Origin of the sequence: Xanthobacter tagetidis (assembly GCF_003667445.1) — a bacterium.
Classification (GTDB): domain Bacteria; phylum Pseudomonadota; class Alphaproteobacteria; order Rhizobiales; family Xanthobacteraceae; genus Xanthobacter; species Xanthobacter tagetidis.
Map to the genome: position 1 here is coordinate 1 of NZ_RCTF01000017.1, position 16,159 is coordinate 16,159.

Below are 16,159 nucleotides of genomic sequence, written 5' to 3' on the forward strand. Positions count from 1 at the left end.
CGGCGCGGCGCCGAACACGGCGGCAAGGCCGAGCGCGCCCGCGAGCCCGTCGCGTACCGCGGCGAGATCGCGCGGGCCGCCGCGGGCGAGCGCAAGCCGGGTGAGGGCGCGCGCCATGTCGGGGGCGCGGGCGAGGCGGGCGCGCAGGTCGGCCCGCAGCCCGCCGTCCGCCGCCAGGAGGTCGAGCGCGTCGTGCCGGTCGCGGATGGCGGCAAGGTCGGTGAGCGGCTCGGCGATGCGCCGCGCCAGGAGGCGCGCGCCGGCGGCCGTCACGGTGCGGTCCACCGCATGGAGCAGCGAGCCGCGCCGCTCGCCGGACGTGGTGCGCACCATCTCCAGATTGGCGCGGGTGCCGGCGTCGATGGCCATGACGCCGTCCTGCGCCTCCTTGCGCGGCGGCGCCAGAACCGGGCGGGCGCCGAGCTGGGTGCGCTCCACATAGGCCACCACCGCGGCGGCGGCAGTCAGCTCGGCGCGGGTGAAGGCGCCGAAGCCGTCGAGCGCCGCGACGCCGAAGAAGGCGGCAAGGCGCTTGTCCGCGCTCGATCCGTCGAAGGAGGCGCGCGGCAGCGGCGTCACGGCCGGCAGATCGCGCAGGACCCCCTTGAGCGCTGGATCGTCATAGAGCGCGTCGGAGACCAGGAGCTCGGCCGGATCGATGCGCGCGAGGTCGCCGGCGAGCGCATCGGCATTGCTCGCGATCACCCGGAACGCGCCGGTGGACATGTCGGTGAAGGCGATGGCGTAGGAAAAGTCCGCGCCCGAGGCGCCGGTGCGCGCGAGGGCGGCGAGCAGGTTCTCGCGCCGCGCGTCCAGCAGCGCGTCCTCGGTGAGGGTGCCGGGGGTGACGAGGCGCGTCACATCGCGCCGCACCACGCTCTTCGGACCGCGCTTCTTGGCCTCGGCAGGATCCTCCAGCTGCTCGCAGACCGCGACCCGGAAGCCGAGGGCGATCAGCTTGTGGAGATATTCCTCCGAGCGCTCGATCGGCACCCCGCACATGGGGATGTCCTCGCCCAGGTGCTTGCCGCGCTTGGTGAGCACGATGCCGAGCGCGCGCGAGGCGGCTTCCGCGTCCTCGAAGAACAGCTCGTAGAAATCGCCCATGCGATAGAACAGCAGGCTGTCCGGGTTCGCCGCCTTGATCTCCATGTACTGCGCCATCATGGGCGTGACGCGCGCCTCCTCCGCCTTGGCGGGCGGGGCGGCGGCAGGGGGAGCGGGCGTGTGCGCGGTCATGGGCGGCGAGGCTAAAGGGCGCGGGCCGCCCTGTCAGCGCGCGCGGGCCGTCCGTCGACAGAAAACGGCTTCGGCAGGTGCGCCGACCGGCCTCATGTCCGCACGAAGGTGAGGTAGGTGGGCGTGCGCCCTTCCGCCCGCGCCTTGTGCTCGTAGCGGGTTCCGCTCCAGTGGGGATAGGGCTGAAGCCAGTCCGCGGCGGTGCGGGCGGTCCAGCGGAAGGCGCCGTGGCGGCGCACCTCGGCGAGCGTCCAGCCGACATAATGCGGCACGTCGGAGGCGAAGCGGAACGCGGCGCCCGGCGCGAGAGCCCGGGCGAGGAGGTCGAGATTGTTCGGATTGACGAACCGCCGCTTCCAGTGCCGGCGCTTGGGCCAGGGGTCGGGATAGAACAGGTCGGCCCCGGCGAGGCTCCCGGCGGGCAGGCGCGCCAGGACCAGCGCGGCATCGAGATCGATCACGCGGACGTTGGCGAGTCCCGCCTGGTCCAGGTCCACCAGCATGCGCGCCATGCCGTTCAGGAACGGCTCGACGCCGATGAAGCCGGCCTCCGGCCGCCGGGCCGCGTGGGCGATGAGGTGCTCGCCGCCGCCGAAGCCGATCTCGAGCCGGACCTCGTCCGGGCGGTGCGCGAACAGGGCGGCCGGATCGGCCGCGTCTTCAAGCGCGAAGCGGTGTCGCGGCAGAAGCCGGGCGATGGCGTCCTGCTGCTGGCCGCGCAGCGTCTTGCCCACGCGGCGGCCGAAGAAGGCGCTGCGGGGTTCGGTCTCGATGGGCTCGCGGTCGCGGGTCGGCATGCTCGGTCGGGCGGCTGGCGTCGGCGTCGGGGCGCGGGACTGGACTCGGGGGGACTCGGCGGGACTTTGCGGGATTTGGCGCCTGGTCCCGCTCCGTGCAGGCCCCGAAACGATCATGGCCGGGCAGGGCCCGGCCATGACGCGTTCGGATCGGGAAGCGCTCAGGCGAGCGCGGTCTTCAGCGCGTCGGCGAGGTCGGTCTTCTCCCAGGAGAAGCCGCCGTCGGCATCGGGCTCGCGGCCGAAATGGCCGTAGGCCGCGGTGCGGGCATAGATCGGCTTGGTGAGGCCGAGATGCTCGCGGATGCCGCGCGGGCGCAGGTTCATGACCTCGCGCAGCGCCTTCTCCACCTTGGCTTCGTCCACCTGCCCGGTGCCGTGCAGGTCCACATAGACCGCGAGCGGATCGGACACGCCGATGGCGTAAGCGAGCTGGATCGTGGCGCGGTCGGCAAGGCCTGCCGCCACGACGTTCTTGGCGAGATAGCGCGCGGCATAGGCGGCCGACCGGTCCACCTTGGTCGGGTCCTTGCCCGAGAAGGCGCCGCCGCCATGGGGCGCCGCGCCGCCGTAGGTGTCGACGATGATCTTGCGCCCGGTCAGGCCGCAGTCGCCGTCGGGGCCGCCGATGACGAACTTGCCGGTGGGATTGACGTGCCAGAGCGTGCCGTCGGTGATCCAGCCGTCCGGCAGCGCCTTGCGGATATAGGGCTCCACCAGCGCCTGCACGTCCTTGGAGGTCATGCTCTCGTCGAGGTGCTGGGTGGAGAGCACGATCTGCGTCACGCCGACCGGCTTGCCGCCCTCATACTGCACCGTGACCTGGCTCTTGGCGTCCGGGCCGAGCTGCTTGGCGGCGCCCGAATGGCGGGCGGCGGCGAGGTCCTTCAGGATCTTGTGGGCGTAGAAGATGGGGGCCGGCATCAGCTCCGGGGTCTCGCGCACGGCATAGCCGAACATGATGCCCTGGTCGCCCGCGCCCTCGTCCTTGTTGCCGGCGATGTCGACGCCCTGGGCGATGTCGGCGGACTGGCCGTGCAGCAGCACCTCCACGTCCGACTTCTCCCAGTGGAAGCCGTCCTGCTCGTAGCCGATATCCTTCACCGCCTTGCGCGCGACCTCGACGATCGCCTCCGGGGTGATGGAGGAGGGGCCGCGGGTCTCGCCGGCGATCACGACGCGGTTGGTGGTGGCCAGCGTCTCGCAGGCGACGCGCACCTGCGCCGGGTCGATGCCTTCCTTCAGCGCGGTGCCGAAGAACAGGTCGACGACCTCGTCGGAGATGCGGTCGCAGACCTTGTCGGGGTGGCCCTCGGAAACCGATTCGCTGGTGAACAGGTAGTTTTGACGTGCCATGTCGTGACCCCAATTGCGCCCGCGCCGCGAGGCGATGCCGCCGTTTTCGCAGCGCGGGATTTGCCGGTCAAGATCAAGGCGCCCGATTCGTTCGTCAAAACGAACGGATCAGGCCTCCTGCTCTCCGGCGATTGCGGTCACGAGATCGACGATCTTGCGTCGCACCTTGGCATCGGGAATGCGCATGAAGTTGCGCGTCAAGGCGAGACCGTCTGAGGTCGCGAGAAAGTCCGCCACGTAGGTTGGGGAGTGACTTTCCGTCACGCCGTCCACTTCGGGGCCGACCGAGGGCGCGCCTTCAAAGAAGAATGCGACGGGCACACCGAGAACAGTCGAAATCTGCTGGAGACGACTGGCCCCGATACGGTTCGTTCCCTTCTCATACTTCTGGATCTGCTGGAAGGTGATGCCGAGGTGTTCGCCCAGCTTCTCCTGGCTCATCTGAACCATCATGCGGCGCATGCGCACGCGCGCGCCGACATGCTTGTCAATAGGGTTAGGCGCCTTCTTGGCCATGGTCTCCCCGGCTACGTCGGAAAAGAGAATTAGCACTACTTCGCATTGCGAAGGCTGCCCTGATTGGTGGCGAACATAGGCACACAACGTGCGAGCGTCGATCAACTTTTGCGTGCAAACCGAATTCGACTTGGAATAAGCGCTAGAACAAATCCTGCGAAAACGAGACAAATCAGGATCTGACGCCCCACGGTGGAGGCGTGTGGAACCGTTTCCAGCGGCTCGGGAAGCCAGCCGTCCACCAGCGCCTCCTCGCCCAGGGAAGATCCTGCGACGATACGCCCCAGTGGATCGACGATGGCGGAGAGGCCCGTATTGGCCGCGCGCACCAGAGGCAGTCCCTCTTCGACCGCCCGAAGCCGCGCCTGAGCAAAGTGCTGGTAGGGTCCGGGGGTATTTCCGAACCATCCGTCATTGGTGACGTTGAGCAGCAGGCCGGGCCGCTCACCCTGGGGAATAACCTTTCCAGGAAAGATAATTTCGTAGCAAACAAGGGGAGCGGCCAGCGGCAGGCCGGGGACCGAAAGCGCGCTCAGAGCGGTTCCCGAGGAAAAGCCGCCGCGTACACGGGTAAGTTGCTCCAGACCAAGTTCCTCAAGGGCCGCCTGAAATGGAAGGTATTCGCCGAACGGGACCAGATGAACCTTGTCCGTGCTCTTCAGCACGTGGCCCTGATGGTCGATGACCCGGATGGCATTGAAGAACGGCGAGACCTGCCCCTTCGGCGGGGCGTCGTAGCGCACCGCGCCTGTGACGAGGATGACGTTCGGCGGCAGTGCCGCAGTGATCGCCTCTGCCGCCCACGGCTCCCGCTCATAGATGAAGGGGAACGCCGATTCCGGCCACACCAGGACGGTCACGTCCTCCAGCCCCTTCGGATAGGTGGCCGAGGACTGCGCGCTCAGGCTGAGATAATGAGCGAGGACCTCCTTGCTGCGCCCGTAGGCAAACTTTTCGTCCTGCGCCAGATTCGGCTGCATGATGCGCAGGCGCACCCCCTCCACCGGCACCGCAGGGTGGGCCGCGAGGCGCGCTTCGCCCCACAGGGCGGCCGCAACCAGCGTCACCGCCGCGGCGCCGACCAGGGCCACAGCGGGAGCGCGCGGCTTCAGCAGCAGCACCGGCGCCGCAAAGAGCAGCAGCACGAAGAAGGTGAGGCCATAGACCCCCACCAGCGCGGCGCTCTGCATCAGGGCCGGGTCCTGCCCCACCGCATAGCCGAAGGTGTTCCAGGGGAAGCCGGAGAGCACGTGCCCGCGCAGCCATTCGCTGGTGGTGAACCCGGCTGCCAGCGCGAAGATGCGCCATGGTCCGCGGCTCCAGGCCAGGAGCGCCAGCACCGCCCCGAGGGCGGTGAACAGCGCGAGGCCGGCGGGCATGGCGATGACGGCGAATGGGAGAAGCCAGCCGAACACGTCCGCTTCCACCAGGAACGCGGCGCCGATCCACCAGAGCGAGGCGAGGAAATAGCCGAAGCCGAACCACCAGCCGACGGTGGCGGCGGCGACAAGGCGCGCCTTCGTCCGGCCGGCGCCATGGGCTCCGTCCAGCAGAAGCACGAGCAGGGGAAAGCTCACCGCCAGCGCGGGCCAGGCGCCGAGCGGCGGCATGGCGAGCGCGCCGAAGGCCCCGGCGAATGCGGCGACGGCAAGCCGCCTCCACCCTTCCGCTTGGCGCACGCGCAGGAGGGCGGCGACGAGCGGCAGCAGATGCCGCATGAGCGCCGCGCGCAGTCCGCCGGCCGCCGATGGCGTTGCCGCGCCGCTCACGCCGGATCGGGCGCGGCGGCGGGTTCGGCCCCATCCGGGCGCGGGGGTATGATGCGCAGCTTCTTGACCCGGCGCGGGTCCGCCTCGAGCACCTCGACCCCGAAGCCGCCGGGCAGCGCGATCACTTCGCCCTCCACCGGCACGCGCGAGGCGATCATCACCAGCAGGCCGCCGAGGCTGTCGACCTCCTCCAGCGCCTCTTCCGACGCGAACTCCGGACCTAGCACCTCGACCGCCGCTTCCAGCGGAGTGCGGGCGTCGGCGAGGAAGCTGCCGTCGTCCTGGCGCGTGAGCAGGGTCTCGGGCGCCTCGTCGTGCTCGTCCTCGATCTCGCCGACGATCTCCTCCACCACGTCCTCGATGGAGACGAGGCCGTCGGTGCCGCCATATTCGTCGATCACCAAGGCAAGGTGGGTGCGCGCCGCCTGCATGGCCACGAGCAGATCCACCGCCGGCATGGAGGGCGGAACATAGAGCAGGCGCCGCACCAGGCCGGCATCCTCCAGGCTGCGGTCGAAATCGACCGCGCCGAGGTCGAGCCGGCTGTCGGCCTCGTCCATCACGCCGGCCGCCAGCACCGCCAGCAGGTCGCGGATATGGACCATGCCGACGGGGTCGTCGAGCGTGTCGTCATAGACGACCAGCCGGGAATGCCCGGCGCTCACGAACACCTTCAGCAGTTCGCCGAGGCCGATGTCCTTGCGCACCGCGACGATCTCGGCGCGGGGCACCATGATGTCGCCGATGCCCACATCCTTCAGGTGCAGGATGTTGCGCAGCATCTTGCGCTCGGATGGCGTGAATTCGCCTTCCTCCTGGGCCGGTTCCGTCGCCCCCAGCACCTCCTGCAGGTCGGTGCGCAGAGAGCCGTGTGGCCGGAACGTGCCCAGGAGGGCACGCAATCGATCGAGAAAACTCTGGGGCTCCGCGGAGCCGGTCTCGGTCGGCTGGTCAGTGTTCGACATGTGTCCTTCTTCGCCGGGGAACGTCATCCGTCCTGCGGCAGGCGGTAGGGATCGTCGATCCCGAGGCCTGCGAGGATGCGGCGTTCCAGCGCCTCCATTTCCTCTGCTTCGTCGTCGTCAAGGTGATCGTAGCCCATGAGGTGCAGCGTGCCGTGCACCACGAGATGGGCGAGATGATGCGCCGGCGCCTTGCCCTCGGCCACCGCCTCGGCCTCCAGCGTTTCGATGGCGACGATGATGTCGCCGAGCGGCTGCGGGGCGTCGACCCCCTCCGGCAGGTCCGCCTGGGGGAAGGACAGCACGTTGGTGGGCTTGTCCATGGCGCGCCAGTCCCGGTTCAGCACGCGGATCGCGGCATCGTCGGTGAGCGTGACGGCCACTTCGCAGGGCCAGGGAACCTCGTCGCCGCAGGCCTTGAGTGCGGCAAGCGCCGCGCGGCGCGTCACCTCCTCCGCATCCGGCACGCGCGACCAGTCGCCGGCCTCCGCCATCACGTCGATGGCGGCAGCCTCGGCCCCGGGCGCGGGCAGAGCGGACATGCCTCAGGATCCCGGCTTGCCGAGGCGCGCGGCGGCAGCCTCGATCTTCTGCGCGTCGAGCCTCTCATAGGCGGAGACGATGCGCTGCACCAGTTCGTGGCGCACCACGTCCTCGGCCTTGAAGTGGCAGACGCCGACGCCCTCGACGCCGTCCAGCAGGCGCACCGCCTCGGCGAGCCCCGACACCTGCCCGCCGGGCAGATCGGTCTGGCTCGGGTCGCCGGTGATGATCATGTGCGAGTTCTCGCCCAGGCGGGTCAGGAACATCTTCATCTGCATGGACGTGGCGTTCTGCGCCTCGTCCAGGATGACGGCGGCGTTGGACAAGGTGCGCCCGCGCATGAAGGCGAGCGGGGCGATCTCGATCTCGCCCGACTGCAGCGCCCGCTCGACGAAGGCGCGGTCCATGAGGTCGTAGAGCGCATCGTAGATCGGCCGCAGATAGGGGTCGACCTTGTCCTTCATGTCGCCGGGCAGGAAGCCGAGGCGCTCGCCCGCTTCCACCGCCGGGCGCGAGAGGATGAGGCGGTCGACCATGCGCCGCTCCAAAAGGTGCACCGCATAGGCCACCGCGATCCAGGTCTTGCCGGTGCCGGCGGGGCCGGTGCCGAACACCAGGGTGTGGCGCTTGAGCGCGCGGATATAGGCATCCTGGGCGGCGGTGCGGGCGCGGACGGGGCGGCGGCGCAGGTGGATCTCGTCGAACGACTGGCGCTGGGAGGCGGGGTCGAAGTCGAACAGCGAGCCCTGGGAGACCGCCTCCCTTATGGCACCGTCGACGTCGCCCTGGGAGATGTCGCGGCCCTTCTTCAGCGCCTCGTAGAGGTGCTCGAGAACCGCGCGCGCCTGCTCGCAGGCCTCGCGCTCGCCCTCCAGGGTGACGTGGTTGCCGCGCGAATCCGCCTTCACGCCCAGCTTGCGCTCGACCAAAGCGAGGTTCCGCCCGTAATGGCCAAACAGCTGGCTGGCCAGGCGGTTGTCGTCGAACGCCAGCACCACGTGGGCCGGCGCTTGCGTGTCCGCGCTGGCCCAGGGGGCGGTGACGGCGGCGCGGGCGGGGCCTTGAGAAGGGCCTTGGGGCGGGCGGTCTTGGTCGCTGCCGGATCTGCGCAAGCTCAGGCCTCCATGGCCGCGAGGGGGCGGGACGAAGCGAGGGCCGGCACCCGGCCGGCGAGGCTGTTGGGGCCGACCTCGGTGATGGTCACCGCAAGAAGGTCGCCGATGGCGGCGGGCGGGTTCGTCACCACCACGCTCTGGAGATAGGGCGAGCGGCCGATCATCTGGCCCTCATGGCGCCCGCTCTTCTCCAGCAGGATCTCCAGGGTCCTGCCCTTCAACGAGGTATCGAACGCCACCTTGGACGCCTCCAGCAGTTTCTGGAGCGCGGCGAGGCGCGCGGACTTCACGTCCTCCGGTGCTTGGCTACCGTGTCCCGCCGCCGGCGTGCCGGGCCGGGGGGAGTATTTGAAGGCGTAGGCGCCGGCGAATCCCACCTCGCGGACAAGGTCCAGGGTGGCCTCGAAATCGGCGTCGGTCTCGCCCGGAAAGCCGACGATGAAGTCGGACGAGAGCGCCAGATCCGGCCGCACGGCGCGCAAGTCCCGCACCAGATCCAGGTAAGTCCCCCGAGAATGGCCCCGGTTCATCAATTCTAGCACTTTGTCCGATCCCGACTGCACGGGCAGGTGCAGGTAGGGCATCAATTGGGGCAGATCGCGATGGGCGGCGATCAGGTCCGCGCCCATGTCGCGCGGATGGGAGGTGGTATAGCGCAACCGCGCGAGCCCCTCGATCCGGGCGAGGGCCTCCATCAGCCGGGCGAGGCTCCAGGGGCGGCCGTCCGGGCCGTCGCCGTGGTAGGCGTTCACGTTCTGGCCGATGAGGATGAGCTCGCGCACGCCCTGGCCGACGAGCCGCTCCGCCTCGGCGAGGATCTTCGCCGCCGGGCGGGAGACCTCGGCGCCGCGGGTATAGGGCACGACGCAGAAGGTGCAGAACTTGTCGCAGCCTTCCTGCACGGTGAGGAAGGCGGCCGGGCCGCGGGCGCGGGTGGCGGCGCGGGAGGGGGCGGCGAGGTGGTCGAACTTGTCCTCGACCGGAAACTCGGTGTCCACCACCCGCGCGCCGGTGCCGGCGGCGCGCAGCAGCTCGGGCAGGCGATGGTAGCTCTGCGGGCCGACCACGAGGTCCACCACCGGGGCGCGGCGCATGATCTCGGCGCCCTCGGCCTGGGCGACGCAGCCGGCGACCGCGATCATCGTGTCCGAGCCCGCCTCCTGCTTGGCCTTCCTGAGGCGGCCGAGCTCGGAATAGACCTTCTCGGCGGCCTTCTCGCGGATATGGCAGGTGTTGAGGATGACGAGGTCGGCGTCGGCCGGGTCCTGCGTCTCGGTAAAGCCCTCGCGCGCCAGGGTGTCCGCCATACGCTGGGAATCGTAGACGTTCATCTGGCAACCGAAGGACTTCACATAGAGCTTGCGGGGCTGCTGCATCGTGCCGTGTCTGCCGTGGTCATTCTCGCGCCTGGGCGCGACGCAATCATGACGCCGGCTCCCGTCGCTCTCCCTCGTGGTTCGAAGGGGGTATGTTTAGAGGCAAACGGGGGGTTTGGGAATGGTGGGGGTGGCGCATCAGGCGCCGGCACACGACGCAGACCTCACGGCTGTCTCAGCCGGCGGCCCCGGGCCTGGAGATGCCATGCCGTGAAAACAAAGCGGCGGGCCTAATTGGAAATCGTGCGCCCGCGATGCATCACCAGCGCCGAACCCTCTCCCGCTTGCGGGGGAGGGCAGGGTGGGGGAATTCCTGCGCGTCGCGCCGAATCCGGTGAAGTCCCAGCCGCGCTTGCCTCCTCCCCGCTCCCTCCCCCGCACGCGGGAGAGGGAGCGGGGTTTGGGCTACATTCAATGCGCCTGATGGCGTGGCGATCATGATGACGGCTCCCGCCGCTCTCCCTCGTGGTTCAGGAGGGGATATGATTAATAGCAAACGGGCGGTTGGGAATGACGGGGGTTGGGGAAGGGGAGAAGGGCCGAATCTGACCCATAGCTGCCCGTCGACAGCCCTTGTTGGGACGTCCGCTTCGGGGTGGCAAGAAGACTGATAGCTTCTGGGCGCCCAAGCTTAAAAAGCTGCCATTCAATTGGTCGTCGATTCCTAGCAGGAATGCTCCTTCATACCAGTCACTCATGACTAGATGCTGAAAATTCGCGAAGGCTGGGGGGCTGAGGACCATTGGAGAATACAAAGCAATGAATAACGACAGCGAAGATCCTCGATCTCTCGCGGTCGTTGCAGGCGACAGTATCATATACTACATCGCCACCAGGCGACCGATCAGAGAATATCTGAATGGGTATCTGGTTTGTGGTGCAGAAAGTTGCCCCGTACACCAATCAAGCGTGTCAATTGGTCGTCAGATCTTAGAGTTTTTCAACGAATTCATTAAGGTGTTCCAAGGACTCTTTGTAGTTGGACTTCGGCATATTCACTACTGTGTCGTCAGGCATGGTATAGGTGGTGTGAAGGGGCAATTTGTGAAGAGGGATGCCTAGGCTAGACGATACTTTACCCGACGTGTGAAAGTCCTTAACGTTCGACATAAAGATCTCCTCCCATTGCTTATTGGTCGTCGGTTCGACCGATAGATGGGCGAATACGCTTGGATCCGCCTGATACTGTTTCCAGGCGAAGTCAGAGATTTCGTTTTTAATGGACGCATATGCGGTCGCTACACCGACATTGGTGGTGAAATTATTGAACGGCAATTCGAAGATGCGCGGCAGAGGCAGCTTGAAGTTCTGAACCTGCTTATTGAAAGTCAGCACCTTGTCAGCGTAGGTCTTGGCAGCCGACGATGGGTACTTGCCATAGAGGAGCATCATGATACCTTTAATTCCCTCTAGCGAGCTGTAGTCTGCCATCACCGGAATGACGATATGGTCAGCCGAGACTAGCGCCATCTGGGTGTAGACCGAAAAACTCGGATTGCAGTCGATAAAGACGGCCATATCTTCGTAATCCGGCACCCTAGCCAGTTCCGCTTCGCAGAGACGCCGGATCGCCGTCACATACTCCGCCCATGCGTTGACGTTGCCGGGGTTCATCGTGGCAAAGTTCAGCGCCAAAGACAGGGACTCTAGAAATGAATCGCCCGCGATCAGGTAGAGGTTCTTAGCGATTTGGCCATTATGCCTCGACACCTGGGTCATGTAGCTAGAAGGAATGCTGGTGAAACCGGAATTCCCGCTGAGGAGCCAATCCATAAACCCCACGATATTGCGGCGTGTGGCTTGGGATTGCAGCTTCTGGTTCTCGGCATAGCCCTTCTTCCCACCGCCCAAGAAAAACTGAGAGATATTTCCCTGAGGGCAAAGATCGATCACTAAGATGAGTTTTTCTGGATTCCGTTCTGCATAAAGGCTAGCCGCGTTCTGGCAAAGGGTCGTTTTCCCGACCCCACCTTTGTTGTTGTAGAATGCGTAAATATCTGTCGTCACTGAATTCCTCCCTCGGGGTTCTGGACGGTGGCGATTTTGCCGCCTTTTTTGCAATTCTTTACCAACGCTAATTCTTTGGCCCTCGCCAGCTCTTTGGATTATCTTTATCTGGATTCTGCCCTCAGAAGGGCGGATTGGTGTTAGCTCCTAACATCGCCGCGAAGCAAATCGCAACATAGCCCCTGGTCACCCCTCCGCCCTTCCGGGAACAGGGTCCCGATATCAACCAATGTCTAGCTCCGTGGCTTAGGGAATGCCGCCGGCTCCTTCAGATTGTTCCCGGCGCTTCGGCACTAGGCCATTCTGGATTAACGGGTAAGATGGCATGACTATGAAATTCAAGCATAGAGCGTGCTTATGCGGCGCACAACTACATTTGAGATGGCCTTGTCTGTTCACAATCACATGGTGCCAAAAAGCGGACAGTCTGGAAACGGCCCGACTCGGCCGTTGGTCGCATCCACAGCGAACGGCAGGTTCCGGGCATCGACGGAAGAACCGTAGACGGCGACAATGGGATCGTAAGTCGTCGTCTAGATCAGCCTGCTGTCGATGGAAGCTATTCGACCCTCGGCCTCCACACTCACGAGCGGACAATCTGGATCCATACCTGAAAATCATGCACGCACTTGGCGATGTCTCTTTCTGGAACAGAAATACTCTACCCTAGCCGCCCCAACGCCCACCCCGCCGCATCCCTTACCACCTCCGCCTCATCCTCCAGCCGCGCCTCCACCACCCCCCGCAGGCTCCCATCCCCCGAGTTCCCGATGGCGATCAGCACGTTCCGCACGAACCGGTCGCGCCCCACGCGCTTGATGGCGCTCTTGGGAAACCGCGCCCGGAACGCCGCGTCGTCCAGCGTCACCAGCGCGGCGAGGTCCGGCGCGTCGTTCTCGGCGCGGGCGGCGAGCTTCGCCTCGCGGCCCGCCACGGCGAACTTGTTCCAGGGGCAGGCGGCGAGGCAATCGTCGCAGCCATAGATGCGGTTGCCCATGAGGGGGCGCAGCTCCAGCGGAATGGGTCCCTTGTGCTCGATGGTGAGGTAGGAGATGCAGCGCCGCGCGTCGATCACATAAGGCGCCGGGAAGGCGGCCGTCGGGCAGGCCTCAACGCACGCGCGGCACGAGCCGCAATGGTCGCGCTCGACGCCCGTCGGGGCAAGCTCCAGCGTCGTGGCGATGGCGCCGAGGAACAGCCAGGAGCCGAGATCGCGCGAGACGAGGTTGGTGTGCTTGCCCTGCCAGCCGAGGCCCGCCGCTGCCGCCAGCGGCTTCTCCATCAGCGGGGCGGTGTCCACGAACACCTTCACGTCGGCGCTGACGCCGCGCGCCGACGCCTCGGCGAGCAGCGCGCGGGCGATGCGCTTCAGCCGGGGCTTGATGACCTCGTGATAGTCCTCCGCCCGCGCATAGACCGAGATGGCGCCCTTGGTGCGCTGCGCCAGCACGGCGCGCGGGTCCTCCGCCGGGCCGTAGTTCAGCCCCAGCATGATGAGCGCGCGCACCTGCGGCCACAGCGTGCGCGGATCGGCCCGGCGCTCCAGCGTGTCGGCCATCCAGCCCATGTCGCCGTGCGCGCCCTCGGCTACCCAGGCCTTCAGGTGCGCGCTGGCCTCGCCGAGGGCATCCGGGGCGGCGATGCCGAACGCGTCGAAGCCCTCCTCGGCGGAGAGGCGGCGGGCGATCTCCTCCAGGGGGGCAGGGTTCAGAAGTCCAGGTCCGCGTAGGTCTTGGAGGGCGGCATGCCGGGGATGCTCTCCGCCAGGAGCTGGCGGAAGGTGGGGCGGGACTTCACCCGCGCATACCAGTCCCGTGCGTTCTCGTCCTCGTCCCACGGCACGTCGCCCAGATAGTCGGCCACCGAGAGATGCGCGGCGGCGGCAAGGTCGGCCTGGCTGAAGCGCTCCCCGGCGAGCCAGTTGCGCGCCTTGGAAAGCCAGCCGATATATTTCAGATGATAGCGCAGATTGGCGCGCGCCATGCGCAAGGCGGTGGCGTCCGGCGGCCCGCCGCCCTGCTCGCGGTTCATGTAGCGCTTGTAGATGCGCTCGCGCACCAGGGGCTCGGTGCATTCCACGAACATCTTCTCGTGGAACCAGGAGGTGAGGCGGCGCACCTCCACCCGGCCCAGCGGGTCCTCGGGCAGAAGGCGGCGTTCGGCGAGCGCGAGGCCGCGCGTCTCGTCGAGATACTCGGCGATGATGGCGGCGCCCGGCACAGAGGGCGCCTGCGCCTCCGCGATCACCGGCGTGTCGCCGGCCGGGTTCAGCGCCAGCAGGCCCGGGCGGCGCTCCCACACCCGCTCCTCCACCAGCTCCGGCTCCAGCCCGTATTCGGCGAGCAGCAGGCGGACGAAGCGCGAATGGGGGCAGAAGGGATGATGGTGCAGCTGCATGGGGGAAGGCGGCTCTCGGAAGCGGGGTCGGCGGACCGGCGGGAAAACCTTAAGCGGCGAATCTTTCCGTTTGGTTCCGCGCGGGGGGACGGGGCGCGATGCGCCGGCCGGAAGGGGCGCACCGTGCCACAGCGGCGGGGAAAGATTGTGGCCCGAGCGCCACAGGCGGCCACAAAGCGGGCCTGACGCAAGGTTCGCTTCCGGGCCGCGCCCGCGCCTCGCATTGCGCCCCGCAGGGCGAGCGGCGAGGATGGCGCGCCGCTCGCGCCTTAACCCTCCGGAAGCAAAAATGACCCTCGGCGACATGCTCGAAGCCCTCGTCCTCGGCCTCCTGGAGGGGCTCACCGAGTTCATCCCGGTCTCGTCCACCGCGCACATCCTGCTCGCCGGGCACTTCCTGGGCTTCGAGAGCACCGGGCGCACCTTCGAGGTGCTGATCCAGCTCGGCGCGGTGCTCGCCATCCTGACCGTCTATTTCCACCGCTTCCTGAACGTCGCCAAGGCGCTGCCCACCAATCCGGCGGCCCGGCGCTTCGTCATCGGCATCCTCATCGCCTTCCTGCCGGCGGCGGTGATCGGCGCGTTCGCCCACGGCTTCATCAAGAGCGTGCTGTTCGAGAGCCCGGGCCTGATCTGCGCCATGCTGATCCTCGGCGGCATCGTGCTCCTGTTCGTGGATCGCATCGTGCCGGAGCCGCGCTACGACAACGCCATGGCGCTGCCGCCGATGACCGCGCTGAAGATCGGCTTCTGCCAGTGCCTCGCCATGATCCCCGGCGTGTCGCGTTCGGGCTCCACCATCGTCGGCGCCATGCTGTTCGGGGTGGACAAGAGGGCGGCGGCGGAATTCTCGTTCTTCCTCGCTTTGCCCACCATGTTCGGCGCCTTCGCCTACGACCTCTACAAGAACCGCAACGCGCTCTCGGTGGATGACGGGCTGCTGATCGTCATCGGCTTCATCGCCGCCTTCTGCGCGGCGGTGCTGGTGGTGCGCACGCTGCTGGAGTTCGTGGCGCGGCACGGCTACGCGCCGTTCGGCTGGTGGCGCATCTTCGTCGGCACCGCCGGGCTGATCGGCCTCTATCTGGTGCGCTGAGGGGCCGCCGTTCAGAAGTCGGTGGCGATGCCGCCCACCTCCCAGTCGCCGTAGCGCACCGGCTCCGGGCCGTTGCGGCCATTCAGTTCCTTCGGGCGGTCGCTCGCCGCCGCGTCGATCGCGGCGCGGCGCGCCTGCGCCTCCGCGAGGGCGCGCTTCGCCGCCTCGCTGAGCACCTTGCCGGGGGCGCCGCCGGGGGCCGCGGGCGGGGTAGATGTTTCGTCGGCCATGGGTCCTGACATGGGTCCTGGTCCTCGATCGCGGCGGGGCGCCGTCCTTGCGGCACGGGGGGAAGCGTGCTAGCGGACGCCCGCCTTTCGAGGCCCACCTTACCAGAGCTTCCAACCTTATGGAGACGCGCATGGCGACGCAGAATGGCGGCCCCACCGAGAACAAGGCGCCGTCGCTGAACGTGCTGGCGCAGTTCGTCAAGGACTTCTCGTTCGAGAACCCCCACGCTCCGCGCTCGCTGATGGCGCCGCAGAGCCAGCCGGACGTGAACATCCAGATCAACGTCAACGCCAAGCCCGGCGCCAATGGCGAGTTCGAGGTGGAGCTGAAGATCGAGGGCGGCGCCAAGGTGGAGGGCAACACCCTGTTCGCCTTCGACCTCAGCTATGGCGGCATCTTCCGCATCCTCAACATCCCCGAGCAGAGCCTGCAGCCGGTGGTGCTGATCGAGTGCCCGCGCCTGCTGTTCCCGTTCGCGCGGCAGATCATCGCGGACGCGGTGCGCAACGGCGGCTTCCCGCCTCTGATGATCGACCCGGTCGACTTCGCCGCGCTCTACCAGCAGCGCATGAACGCCGAGATGCAGCGCCAGGGCGCCGTCGGCCAGGCCTGAGCCTGCTTCCTCAGCCAAGGCGGCGGGAGAGGGTCGAAGTCGGCAACAGCCGACTTCGAGGGGAGAGGGATGGGGCGGGGGGCCGCCGGCCGATCCGCATCGCGGCGCCTGCATCCCCTGCCGCCCAACCCCTCACCCTGCCC

At 67.3% G+C, this 16,159-nt stretch carries 14 protein-coding genes and 1 pseudogene; 2 read left to right on the forward strand and 13 right to left on the reverse strand.

The window, feature by feature from the left end; translation table 11 throughout:
* From D9R14_RS17600 to D9R14_RS23425, 12 genes and pseudogenes are all read right to left on the reverse strand, one after another.
* On the reverse strand, positions 1-1,239 hold a 1,239-nt coding region (locus D9R14_RS17600; RefSeq protein ID WP_500692519.1), incomplete at its 3' end, for a MutS N-terminal domain-containing protein.
* Positions 1,240-1,331: 92 nt separating this feature from the next.
* Positions 1,332-2,036: a tRNA (guanine(46)-N(7))-methyltransferase TrmB gene (gene trmB, locus D9R14_RS17605; protein ID WP_121624660.1), complete on the reverse strand. Its 705-nt coding sequence runs from the start codon at positions 2,034-2,036 to the stop codon at positions 1,332-1,334.
* 161 nt (positions 2,037-2,197) lie between these two features.
* Entirely contained in the window at positions 2,198-3,391 is a 1,194-nt protein-coding gene (gene metK / locus D9R14_RS17610; protein WP_121624661.1) for a methionine adenosyltransferase, read from the reverse strand.
* Positions 3,392-3,499: 108 nt separating this feature from the next.
* Positions 3,500-3,907 carry a helix-turn-helix domain-containing protein gene (locus D9R14_RS17615; protein ID WP_121624662.1) on the reverse strand — a complete coding sequence of 136 codons (408 nt, stop codon included), beginning with the start codon at positions 3,905-3,907 and terminating at the stop codon, positions 3,500-3,502.
* Between the two features lie 101 nt (positions 3,908-4,008).
* Complete coding sequence (gene lnt / locus D9R14_RS17620) at positions 4,009-5,625, reverse strand: apolipoprotein N-acyltransferase (RefSeq protein WP_121624663.1); 1,617 nt, start codon at positions 5,623-5,625, stop codon at positions 4,009-4,011.
* A gap of 47 nt (positions 5,626-5,672) precedes the next feature.
* A complete protein-coding gene (locus tag D9R14_RS17625; RefSeq protein WP_121624664.1) occupies positions 5,673-6,641 on the reverse strand; it encodes a hemolysin family protein in 969 nt (322 codons plus the stop codon).
* A 23-nt stretch (positions 6,642-6,664) separates the two neighbouring features.
* A complete protein-coding gene (ybeY, locus tag D9R14_RS17630) occupies positions 6,665-7,180 on the reverse strand; it encodes an rRNA maturation RNase YbeY (protein WP_121624665.1) in 516 nt (171 codons plus the stop codon).
* A 3-nt stretch (positions 7,181-7,183) separates the two neighbouring features.
* Positions 7,184-8,179, reverse strand: a complete 996-nt coding sequence (locus tag D9R14_RS17635; RefSeq protein WP_245420866.1) for a PhoH family protein — start codon at positions 8,177-8,179, stop codon at positions 7,184-7,186.
* Positions 8,180-8,295: 116 nt separating this feature from the next.
* Positions 8,296-9,672, reverse strand: a complete 1,377-nt coding sequence (gene miaB, locus D9R14_RS17640) for a tRNA (N6-isopentenyl adenosine(37)-C2)-methylthiotransferase MiaB (protein ID WP_121624667.1) — start codon at positions 9,670-9,672, stop codon at positions 8,296-8,298.
* Between the two features lie 930 nt (positions 9,673-10,602).
* Entirely contained in the window at positions 10,603-11,679 is a 1,077-nt protein-coding gene (locus D9R14_RS17645; RefSeq protein ID WP_121624668.1) for a ParA family protein, read from the reverse strand.
* Positions 11,680-12,346: 667 nt separating this feature from the next.
* Positions 12,347-13,390: pseudogene (gene queG, locus D9R14_RS17650) on the reverse strand (tRNA epoxyqueuosine(34) reductase QueG); the annotation flags it as partial.
* Positions 13,387-14,076, reverse strand: coding sequence for a glutathione S-transferase family protein (locus D9R14_RS23425; RefSeq protein WP_245420867.1), 690 nt, complete (start codon positions 14,074-14,076; stop codon positions 13,387-13,389). The gene D9R14_RS23425 and the pseudogene queG, both read right to left, overlap by 4 nt.
* A gap of 289 nt (positions 14,077-14,365) precedes the next feature.
* Between D9R14_RS23425 and D9R14_RS17660 the strand changes: the two genes are divergently transcribed.
* The gene (locus tag D9R14_RS17660) at positions 14,366-15,172 is read left to right on the forward strand and encodes an undecaprenyl-diphosphate phosphatase (protein ID WP_121624670.1); all 807 of its coding nucleotides are present in this window, start codon (positions 14,366-14,368) and stop codon (positions 15,170-15,172) included.
* 11 nt (positions 15,173-15,183) lie between these two features.
* On the opposite strand, the gene D9R14_RS17665 is transcribed toward D9R14_RS17660, so the two are convergent.
* Positions 15,184-15,414, reverse strand: coding sequence for a DUF1674 domain-containing protein (locus D9R14_RS17665; protein WP_394010529.1), 231 nt, complete (start codon positions 15,412-15,414; stop codon positions 15,184-15,186).
* Between the two features lie 119 nt (positions 15,415-15,533).
* On the opposite strand from D9R14_RS17665, the gene secB reads away from it, so the two are divergent.
* Positions 15,534-16,016 carry a protein-export chaperone SecB gene (gene secB / locus D9R14_RS17670; protein WP_121624750.1) on the forward strand — a complete coding sequence of 161 codons (483 nt, stop codon included), beginning with the start codon at positions 15,534-15,536 and terminating at the stop codon, positions 16,014-16,016.
* Positions 16,017-16,159 lie beyond the last annotated feature (143 nt).

Coding starts and splice junctions, on each gene's coding strand:
- trmB (WP_121624660.1), bottom strand. CDS start 2,036: ATGCCGACCCGCGACCGCGAGCCCATCGAGACCGAACCCCGCAGCGCC.
- metK (WP_121624661.1), bottom strand. CDS start 3,391: ATGGCACGTCAAAACTACCTGTTCACCAGCGAATCGGTTTCCGAGGGC.
- D9R14_RS17615 (WP_121624662.1), bottom strand. CDS start 3,907: ATGGCCAAGAAGGCGCCTAACCCTATTGACAAGCATGTCGGCGCGCGC.
- lnt (WP_121624663.1), bottom strand. CDS start 5,625: ATGCGGCATCTGCTGCCGCTCGTCGCCGCCCTCCTGCGCGTGCGCCAA.
- D9R14_RS17625 (WP_121624664.1), bottom strand. CDS start 6,641: ATGTCGAACACTGACCAGCCGACCGAGACCGGCTCCGCGGAGCCCCAG.
- ybeY (WP_121624665.1), bottom strand. CDS start 7,180: ATGTCCGCTCTGCCCGCGCCCGGGGCCGAGGCTGCCGCCATCGACGTG.
- miaB (WP_121624667.1), bottom strand. CDS start 9,672: ATGCAGCAGCCCCGCAAGCTCTATGTGAAGTCCTTCGGTTGCCAGATG.
- D9R14_RS23425 (WP_245420867.1), bottom strand. CDS start 14,076: ATGCAGCTGCACCATCATCCCTTCTGCCCCCATTCGCGCTTCGTCCGC.
- D9R14_RS17660 (WP_121624670.1), top strand. CDS start 14,366: ATGACCCTCGGCGACATGCTCGAAGCCCTCGTCCTCGGCCTCCTGGAG.
- D9R14_RS17665 (WP_394010529.1), bottom strand. CDS start 15,414: ATGTCAGGACCCATGGCCGACGAAACATCTACCCCGCCCGCGGCCCCC.
- secB (WP_121624750.1), top strand. CDS start 15,534: ATGGCGACGCAGAATGGCGGCCCCACCGAGAACAAGGCGCCGTCGCTG.